This window comes from Azoarcus taiwanensis, from assembly GCF_012910885.1.
Lineage (GTDB): Bacteria > Pseudomonadota > Gammaproteobacteria > Burkholderiales > Rhodocyclaceae > Azoarcus_F > Azoarcus_F taiwanensis.
The window spans coordinates 21181-30229 of record NZ_WTVM01000044.1 but is presented as its reverse complement, the minus strand read 5'-3'; the positions used below and the strand labels follow the sequence as shown (position 1 = coordinate 30229).

Here is a 9049-nt window from a genome sequence, read left to right as displayed (position 1 = left end):
ATCCTGATCCATGCCGCCGCGGGTGGCGTGGGCCTGATCGTGTGCCAGTGGGCGAAAGCCCTCGGCGCGACCGTAATCGGCACCGTGGGCTCAGACGACAAGGCGGCGCTGGCCCGTGCCCATGGTTGTGACCATCCCATCGTCTACACGCGCGAAAACTTCGCCGAGCGCGTACGTGAGATCACCAAGGGCGAGGGTGTCGCGGTGGTGTATGACTCCATCGGCAAGGACACCTTCATGGACTCGTTGTCGTGCCTGCGGCCATTAGGCACGATGGTGCTCTTCGGTGCCGCATCCGGCGCAGTGCCACCGTTCGATCCTCAGGTTCTGGCGCAGAAGGGGTCGTTGTTCCTCACACGTCCAACGCTGTTCACCTACGTGGCCAAGCGCAGTGAACTGGTCACAATGTCGAGCGAGTTGTTCGAGGCGGTCACCTCGGGCAAGGTGCGCATAGAGGTCAATCAACGCTATCCGCTGCGCGAGGCGGCGCAGGCGCATCGTGACCTCGAGGCGCGACGCACCACAGGCTCCACCGTCCTGCTGCCGTGGGTCTGAAGCGCCTGTCGCTCCTCGCCGTCTTGGTGGCCGGCGCGCTCGCGCTGGCCCCGCTCCCGGCGCCTGCCCAACAGCAGGTGTTGAGTCCATCACAGGCAGCGTTTCTCAAGGCCGAGAACCGGCGCATCGAAGACTATTTCGTGCTTCAGGTGTCGCGTATCGTTGGCATCCAGCCCGAGCAGGTGCGCCGCGCGATGCCGGACGAGCGCCGCATCACCGTCGCGGTGTCGCGGCTGATTTCGGCGTTGGAAATGGATCTCGGCCGGCCGCTGACTGACGAACAGACTGCCGCGATCATCGCGGCCGACGAAGAGCGGCGTGCCGCGCTGGTCCGGGTGAGGGAAGGGGCGGTGTTGCGCTGACCGTAAACGAGAGCGACGCACTTGGCGCCGGGGTTGCCACAAGCTGCCGCCGTGTTCGCGCCTTACGGCGCTTACACAAGCAGTGGCAACCGCGGAGCCCGGTGCGCGTCCATCACCTGTGGGAGTGGCGTAAGCCGCGAACAGTGCGATAGGGTGCGTTGAGCGGTACGCGAAACGCACCGTGTGCGTTACATGCGCTGACCGTTACCAATCAGGACTCGGGTAAAATTGCGCCCATGACCCTGCCCCAGAATACCCCCCGTTTCGTCCATCTCCGACTTCACTCCGAGTATTCGATCCAGGACGGTATCGTCCAGATCGACCAGGCCATCGCCGCTGCTGCGGCAGATGGCATGCCGGCGCTTGGAGTCTCCGACCTGGCCAACCTGTTCGGCATGGTCAAGTTTTACAAGGGCGCGCGCGGCAAGGGCGTCAAACCTGTCGTCGGGGTCGACGCCTGGATCACCAACGATGCCGATCGCGACAAGCCGCACCGGGTGTTGCTGATCTGCCGAAACCGTGTCGGCTACGGCCAGTTGTGCGAGTTGCTGACACGCGCCTATCTCGAGAACAAGCACCGTGGCCGGGCGGAGATGCGACGGGAGTGGTTTGCAGAGGGCGCGGCTTCGGGCTTGCTGTGTCTGTCCGGTGCAATGCACGGTGACGTCGGCCAGGCCCTGCTGAACGGCAACGGCGAGCTTGCTCGCCGGCTCGCGGGCGAATGGTCGGCCAACTTTCCGGGCGCTTTCTACATAGAGTTGCAGCGAGCGGGGCATCCGGGCACCGAGGGTTATATTCGCGATGCAGTGACGCTCGCCGCCGACCTCGACCTGCCGGTGGTCGCGACCCATCCGGTGCAGTTCCTGAAGCGCGAAGACTTCAAGGCCCATGAAGCACGGGTGTGTATTGCCCAGGGCTATGTCCTCGCCGACAAGCGTCGCCCGCGCGACTTCACCGAAGATCAGTACCTCAAGAGCCAGGATGAGATGTGTGCGCTGTTCGCCGATCTTCCCGAGGCGCTGGAGAACGCGGTCGAGATCGCACGCCGCTGCTCACTGACGGTAGAACTCGGCAAGAATTTCCTGCCGTTGTTCCCGACGCCCGAAGGGATGACGTTGGACGACTTTCTCGTCCATGAGGCCAAGCGAGGTCTCGAGGAGCGCCTCGTCGAGCTTTATCCGGACGCTGACGTGCGCGAGGGTCAGCGACAGCGTTATGAAGAGCGGTTGAAGTTCGAGACCGACACCATCATCCAGATGGGCTTTCCGGGCTACTTCCTGATCGTCGCGGACTTCATCAACTGGGCCAAGGAGAACGACGTGCCGGTCGGCCCGGGGCGGGGGTCGGGAGCCGGCTCGCTGGTCGCCTACAGCTTGCGCATCACCGATCTCGACCCGCTCGAGTACGCGCTGCTGTTTGAGCGTTTCCTCAACCCGGAGCGGGTGTCGATGCCCGACTTCGACATCGACTTCTGCCAGGACAATCGCTACCGCGTCATCGAGTACGTGCGCGAGCGCTACGGTCGAGATGCGGTGAGCCAGATCGCTACTTTCGGCACCATGGCCTCCAAGGCCGTGGTGCGCGACGTCGGTCGCGTGCTCGATCTCCCCTATGGCTTGTGCGACCGGCTGTCCAAGCTGATTCCGATCGAGGGCGCCAAGCCGGTCTCGCTGGCCAAGGCCTACGACATGGAGCCGCAGATCGGCGAGATGATGTCCGATGGCAACGACGGCGAATCGGTGCAGGAGTTGTGGAGCCTCGCCCAGCCGCTCGAGGGCCTGACCCGCAACGTCGGCATGCATGCGGGCGGCGTGCTGATCGCGCCGGGCAAACTGACCGATTTCTGTCCGCTGTATGCCACGCCGGTGTCGCAGTACGACAAGGACGACGTCGAGGCGGTCGGACTGGTGAAGTTCGACTTCCTCGGCCTGCGCAACCTCACCATCATCAAGCTCGCGGTCGATTACGTCGAACGTCTCACCGGCGAACGCCCCGACCTCAACTCGCTGCCTTTCACCGACCCGGCTGCCTACCAGATCCTGAAGGACGCCAACACCACGGCGATCTTCCAGGTCGAATCCGACGGCATGAAGAAGCTTCTGAAGAAGCTCGGGCCGGACCGATTCGAAGACATCATCGCGGTGCTTGCTCTCTACCGCCCCGGGCCGCTGGGTTCCGGGATGGTGGACGACTTCATCCTGCGCAAGAAAGGCCAGCAGGAGATCGACTATTTTCACCCGGACCTGAAAGCGTCGCTGGAGCCGACCTACGGCGTCATCGTCTATCAGGAACAGGTGATGCAGATCTCGCAGATTATCGGCGGCTACACGCTTGGCGGTGCCGACATGCTGCGTCGCGCGATGGGCAAGAAGAAGGCCGAAGAGATGGCCAAGCATCGCGAGATCATGCGCGAAGGTGCGCGCAACAAGGGCTACGATGAAGCCCTGGCGATGAAGCTCTTCGACCTGATGGAGAAGTTCGCCGAATACGGTTTCAACAAGTCGCATACTGCGGCCTACGCGGTGGTGACCTACCACACTGCCTGGCTGAAGGCGCATCACTGTGCGGCCTTCATGGCGGCGACGATGTCGGCCGACCTGGACAACACCGACACTATCCGCATCTTTTTCGAGGATACCCGGGCGAACGGCATCGAAGTTCTGCCGCCGTGCGTGAACGCGTCCGATTATCGCTTCGTGCCGGTCGATCGCAAGACGATTCGCTACGGCCTAGGGGCAGTCAAGGGCTGTGGCGAACCGGCGGTGCGGGCGATTCTCGCGGCGCGGGAGAAGGGGCCGTTCCGCGACCTCTTCGATTTTTGCGAGCGAGTCGATCGACGCATGGTCAACCGTCGCGTTGTCGAGGCGCTGATCCGGGCCGGGGCGATGGATGCCCTGCCGGGGCACGAAGGTCGTGATCGTGCGCAACTCATCGCCACCGTGTCGCTGGCGATGGATGCGGCTGAACAGGCTGCCGCCAACGCGATGCAGGGCGGCTTGTTCGATGCGCTGCCCGAGGCGGCCGGCGCCGCACTTGAGTTCGTCAATGTTCGCGCCTGGTCCGAACGCGAGAGATTGAAGGAGGAAAAGACCGCGATCGGATTCTTCCTCTCTGGTCATCCGTTCAACGCCTTCAAGTCCGAGGTGCGACGTTTCGTGCGTCGAAGTCTTGCGGAGCTAGAGCCGTCACGCGAACTGACGATGCTGGCCGGCGTGGTCATGGAGGTACGCACAAAGGTTGGCAACCGGGGCAAGATGGCTTTCGTTCAGATCGACGACGGCACCGAGCCGCGCGAGGTAGCGGTCTATTCGGAAGTGCTCGATGCGAGTCGTGGCAAGATCGTGACCGACGACGTGCTTGTGGTCGAGGGCAAGATTAGCCCGGACGAGTTTTCGGGCGGGTTGCGCATCATCGCCGATCGCCTGATGACGCTTGGCGAAGCGCGTGGCAGGTTTGCCAAGACCTTGCTGGTGAGGCTCAACGGCGAGGTCGCCGAGAGCGGTGGGCCGCGTGCTGCGATAGACCGGCTGCAGGGTCTGCTCGGCCCGTTTCGCGAGGGGGAATGCCCGATTCGCATCCGCTATCGCAACCAGGTGGCCGAGGCGGATCTGCCCTTGGGCAAGAGCTGGCGCATCCGGCCGGACGATGCATTGCTGGAGAGTCTGCGCGACTGGCTACCGGACGGCGCGATCGAGATCGTCTATCACTGAGTCCCCCGGCAAGCGCGGCCGTTCCTGCAGTCAGTGGATACGCACCTGGCGCAGCGCTAGCCATTGCCTGTGGGAGCAGCGTGAGCCGCGAATGGGTCCGTGGGTTTCGATTCGCTCAACGCACCCTATGGGTGGGTGATGGGCGAATCTCAGGGCGTGTTGAAGCGAAGCCTGAACAAGCCGGGTTCAGTTCAGGCTGTCGCGCAGGCGTTCGATATCCACGATGTGGATGGTGCGGCCTTCGACCTCGATCAAGCCACTGTCGATAAGATCGTGCAGCACGCGCGAAAAGTGCTCCTGGGTCAGGTTGAGGCGGGAGGCGATGGTGCCTTTGTTGGTGGGCAGCCTGACGCTGACGCGGCCTTGCGTGACCTGGTCGCCGTTCATTTCCTCCTCGCGCAGCAAGTAGCCGATGATGCGGTCTCGCCCGTTGCGGAGCGAGTAGGTTTCGACGTCGGCGATGAGGTGGTGCAGTCGCTGCGACAGCCCAGCGATGATCTTGCGACAGAAGAGCGGATCGCGCGACATCTCCTCGAAAACCACGTTCTTCGCGATGTGCAGCAGGCGACAGTCGGTCAGGGTCTGCGCCATGACCACATAGGGCTTGTCCATGAACATCACCGCCTCGCCGAAGCTGTGACCGGGACGCATGATTTCGATGACCTTCTCGTGTCCATCCGATGAGGTGAAGGCCAGCTTGATCTGTCCCTCGAGCAAAAAATGAAAACCGTGGCACGGATCGCCGCGATGAAACAGTACTTCGCCTTTTTCCGCCTTGAACTCGCGCACCCCGCGCGCAAAACGCGAGATCTCCTGGTCGGACAAACCGTTGAGCAGCGGAATGTGCGCCAGAAGACGACATAGCGAAACGTGCTCGGGGCTGGCTTCGCATCCGGGAGGGACATCAGTTTGCGACGCGGGGGAGTTGTCCCTCTGAAGACAATCGACGGTGTGCATGATGTCACCTCGTGAGCTGGGCGTAGAACAGGGGAAGGCGGGAAGGGAGCTCTTCGGGCTTGCGGATCACCGCGTAGCCTGCCGGCCCGAAGAGATGGGGCAGGTAGCTGGCGCCTTCGCGGTCGATAGTGACGCAAAAGGGTACCAGGCCCTGACGCCGCGCTTCCGAGATTGCCACGCGGCTGTCCTCGATGCCGTAACGGCCTTCGTACAAATCGAGGTCGTTGGGTTTGCCGTCCGACAGGATCAACAGGATTCGGCGGCTCGATGCTTCTTTAGCCAGCAGATTGCTGGCATGGCGCACTGCCGCGCCGAGCCGCGTGTAGTAGCCGGGCTTGATCGCAGAGATCCGGCCGCGAACCGTGTCGTCGAAACGATCGTCGAAGTTCTTCATGCGATGAAATCGCACGTTCGCACGCTTGAGTGACGAAAAGCCGCAGATGGAGAAGCGGTCACCTGTGGTCCGCAAAGCCTCGCCGAAGAGCAGGAGGGCGTCGCGGATGACGTCGATGACGCGTGCGTCCGACGACACCCAGGTATCGGTCGACAGCGAGAGGTCGGCCAGCACCATGCACGAGAGATCGCGCTCGCGCTTCTCCAGGGACAGATAGAGCTGTTCCGAAGGGTGGCGGCCGATGTGCCGGTCGGTTTGCGCACGCACCACTGCATCGACATCGAGCTCGGTGCCTTCAGTGCGCTGCTTTAGCCAGCGCCTGCCTGGCTGAAGCGCGGCGAACTGCTGATGCAGGCGCTTTGCGGTGCGTCGGAGATGCTCTGGCAGGGGGGTTGGATCTGCGTTGCGCGAAGCCATTTCGGTCAGCCGCACATGCTCGTCGAGGAGCAGACCCTTGCGGTAGTCCCATTCGGGCAAGGGAATGCCGGCGCCGAGCATCACGTCGTCCTCGGCTGTCGAGATCGAAGCGCACCTTGGAGGCGACCGGGTCGCGGTCCTGGGCGAGAGACAGATGGTCGAGATCGCGGGCAGCGTCGGCGGCGTTCTCGTCGGGGTCGTCGTCGGTCGGACGATTGACCTTGAGAAATTCGGCGACTGCGAGCAGGCTCTCGGCGCGGAACATGATCGACAGTCCGTTCTTCTCCTTGGGCATCTCCTCCCGCTTGGCGCGATAGGCGCGGCGCTCGGATTCCTCGGAGGGCGGGGCGGCATTGGCGGTCTGTTCGTGATCGATATCGGCATCGCTTGCACGCAGCGCGGCATCGGGGTCGGCAAGCGAGCCGGTGAGCCACAGGCGCACAGGTTGTGCCTGGGGAGTGCCGTTGGGTACCTCCGGCAAGCTTGCGACGCTGCCCGGAACACGCAGTGCCGCGCGGATCGCCTCTTCGCGCGCGACCTCGGCGGGTGGCATGCGTTTGGTGTCCGGGCGCAGCGGCAGGTAGGCCTCGACGAGTCGCGCATAACGCTGCGCCAGTCCCGGCCATTTTTCCAGGGCGGCGATGGTCGCTGCCTGGTTGCGCACGAATTCCTGCGCTTCACAGCCGTTCGGCAAGGGGGCGTCGTAAAGCCCGTCGTGCGCCGCGGCCAGCGCGGCCAGCCACAGATAGAGATCCCGGTTGAGCGATGGCTCGGGAAAGAGGTTGATCTCCGGAGGCAGGCGCAAGGTGGCCGGGTCCATTCGGGCGTGGGCGACCTTGTCGCCGACCCCGGCAATGCGGGCGAGCAGGCTGCGGCGGGCGCCGTGTTCATCGACCGTCGCGGCCGATACTCTCAGGCCGGGGTCGCCACCGAGGGCACGGAAGAAAACTCCTGCGGTCCGCTCCACCGCCTTGAGTTTGACTGCAGCCTCGGGATAGCGCCGTTCTGCCGCCCGGCTGACAAAGAGGTGCCAGTATTTTCCGACGATCTCTTCCATGTTCTCTCTCTCCTTTCGTCGGGTGTCAGTCTTTGTCGGAGTCCGCGTCGGGCAGCAGCGGGCCGAGCACCGGGTAGCGCCAGGGCTCACCGGAAAGCGCACGGGTCAGCGCGATGACCCCCAGTACGATGAACGCGGCGTGCATGCACACCATCGCAGGCAGAAGAATGGCCCAGGTCAACGGTGCATCCACCCCCCCAAGCCAGACCGTAACCAGCGCGGTCGCCAGTACGATGACGCCTGCCCACAGAGTGGTGAACAAGGCTTGCTCCAGGTGAAGTGCGGCGAGGTCACGGTCATGACGGTGGCGCAGCCAGAGCCCTACGAGCGCTGCGAGCGCAAGACCGGGTAGGATCGTGAGGTTGGCAAGGAACAGCCCTTCGGCGAGTACCGCGCGTTGGCGTTCGTTCGCACCGACATCGTGCCGCTGCGTTCGGGTTTGTCCGTGCAGCGAGACTCCGCCCAACGCGTTCACGCCGGCAATCCCTTGAGGTAACCCAGTACGATTACCAGGCACACCACGACCAACCAGCCCAGCGTGATCGCTTTCCAGAGCGTGGGGGCTCCACGAATGCCCATGTAGTCGAGAATCACGAATGCACCCTTGGCGAATGCCAGGCCCATCAACAAGGCCATGATCGAAATGCCTCCCATGTCCGTTTTCGCCATCGCCCAGGCGAAAACAGTGGAAGCCAGGAGGAATATCCAGATCCAGAATGCGCGACGGGGCGTGCCGTGGGCGGAAGGGTGGGTCGATGTCGGATGTGTCATTTCGGTTCCCTCAGCGCAATACGTATACAAGCGGGAAGAGGATCAGCCAGACCAGATCCACCATGTGCCAGTAGGCGGCGCCACTTTCCAGACCATTCATATTGTCCGGTCCGTACAGTCCGGCGCGGGCGTTCCGCCACAGCGCGACCAGAATCACGAGACCAAGCAGCACATGCATGAAGTGGAAAAAGGTCAGCGAAATGTAGAACATGTGGAAGGTGCTCGACGAGAGGCTGATCCCCTGCGAAAACTGCGCCACGTATTCACTGAACTTGACGACGACGAATCCCGCGCCGCAGGCGATGGCACCCGCAAGCCAGTTGGCGGCGCGGCGGCCTTCACCCGCTTCACCGAGTTGCACCGCGCGTACGACGAAGAAACTCGAGGTCACCAGCAGCACGGTGTTGAGTGCGCCGAGATTGCTGTTGAGCATCGCCTGCTCGGCGCTGAAGAGTTCCACGTCGCCGGCCCGTGCAAATACATAGGCCCCGAAGAAGACCGCGAAAACCAGCAACTCGGCGAGGATGAACACCCAGATCGCAAGATCTCCCGGCAAACGCTGTTGCCCCAGCGCCGACGAATCGGATTGGTGTGCGGGGGTGTGTTTTTCCATGGTGGTGTCGGTATCCATGGGGCGCAGTCTATTGAGCCGAGCGTGCGTTGAACTTGACGGGGGTTAAGTCAATTGCGCGGACTTCGCGCGATGCTGTGAATGCCCCGGTTAGCCGTGCAAATTCGCTACCGGAGAAAAACAACAGTGGCAGCGCGGACTTTTTTTCGAAACTTGACTCAGGTTAAAGGCGCGCCGGCTCAAGGGGCATAAATT

7 protein-coding genes and 1 pseudogene are annotated in these 9049 nt (G+C 63.0%); 3 read left to right on the top strand and 5 right to left on the bottom strand.

Features of this window, described 5'->3' with window-relative positions; all coding sequences use genetic code 11:
• From GPA21_RS09215 to dnaE, 3 genes are all read left to right on the top strand, one after another.
• A partial coding sequence (locus tag GPA21_RS09215) for a quinone oxidoreductase family protein (RefSeq protein WP_168987908.1) occupies nt 1-555 on the top strand: 555 nt, incomplete at its 5' end.
• Entirely contained in the window at nt 546-917 is a 372-nt protein-coding gene (locus GPA21_RS09210; RefSeq protein WP_211163509.1) for a hypothetical protein, read from the top strand. The genes GPA21_RS09215 and GPA21_RS09210, both read left to right, overlap by 10 nt.
• 236 nt (nt 918-1153) lie before the next feature.
• Nucleotides 1154-4627, top strand: a complete 3474-nt coding sequence (gene dnaE / locus GPA21_RS09205; RefSeq protein WP_168987907.1) for a DNA polymerase III subunit alpha — start codon at nt 1154-1156, stop codon at nt 4625-4627.
• Between the two features lie 186 nt (nt 4628-4813).
• Here dnaE and GPA21_RS09200 read toward each other — a convergent pair whose 3' ends face one another.
• The 5 genes and pseudogenes from GPA21_RS09200 to GPA21_RS09180 form a co-directional block, all read right to left on the bottom strand.
• On the bottom strand, nt 4814-5584 hold the full coding sequence (locus GPA21_RS09200; RefSeq protein ID WP_168987906.1) for a Crp/Fnr family transcriptional regulator: 771 nt from the start codon (nt 5582-5584) through the stop codon (nt 4814-4816).
• Nucleotides 5585-5588: 4 nt separating this feature from the next.
• Nucleotides 5589-7452, bottom strand: a pseudogene (locus GPA21_RS09195) (nitric oxide reductase activation protein NorD).
• 25 nt (nt 7453-7477) lie between these two features.
• Nucleotides 7478-7927, bottom strand: coding sequence for a magnetosome magnetite crystal formation protein family (locus GPA21_RS09190; RefSeq protein WP_168987905.1), 450 nt, complete (start codon nt 7925-7927; stop codon nt 7478-7480).
• Nucleotides 7924-8223 (bottom strand): cytochrome C oxidase subunit IV family protein, encoded by a 300-nt coding sequence (locus tag GPA21_RS09185; protein WP_168987904.1) that lies wholly within the window; start codon nt 8221-8223, stop codon nt 7924-7926. The genes GPA21_RS09190 and GPA21_RS09185 overlap by 4 nt, the downstream gene beginning before the upstream one ends.
• A 10-nt stretch (nt 8224-8233) precedes the next feature.
• On the bottom strand, nt 8234-8854 hold the full coding sequence (locus GPA21_RS09180) for a cytochrome c oxidase subunit 3 family protein (RefSeq protein WP_422614198.1): 621 nt from the start codon (nt 8852-8854) through the stop codon (nt 8234-8236).
• Nucleotides 8855-9049 lie beyond the last annotated feature (195 nt).

Bases quoted from the DNA above. Each gene is read 5' to 3' on its own strand.
- GPA21_RS09200 (WP_168987906.1), bottom strand. From the start codon at position 5,584: ATGCACACCGTCGATTGTCTTCAGAGGGACAACTCCCCCGCGTCGCAA.
- dnaE (WP_168987907.1), top strand. From the start codon at position 1,154: ATGACCCTGCCCCAGAATACCCCCCGTTTCGTCCATCTCCGACTTCAC.
- GPA21_RS09185 (WP_168987904.1), bottom strand. From the start codon at position 8,223: ATGACACATCCGACATCGACCCACCCTTCCGCCCACGGCACGCCCCGT.
- GPA21_RS09180 (WP_422614198.1), bottom strand. From the start codon at position 8,854: ATGGATACCGACACCACCATGGAAAAACACACCCCCGCACACCAATCC.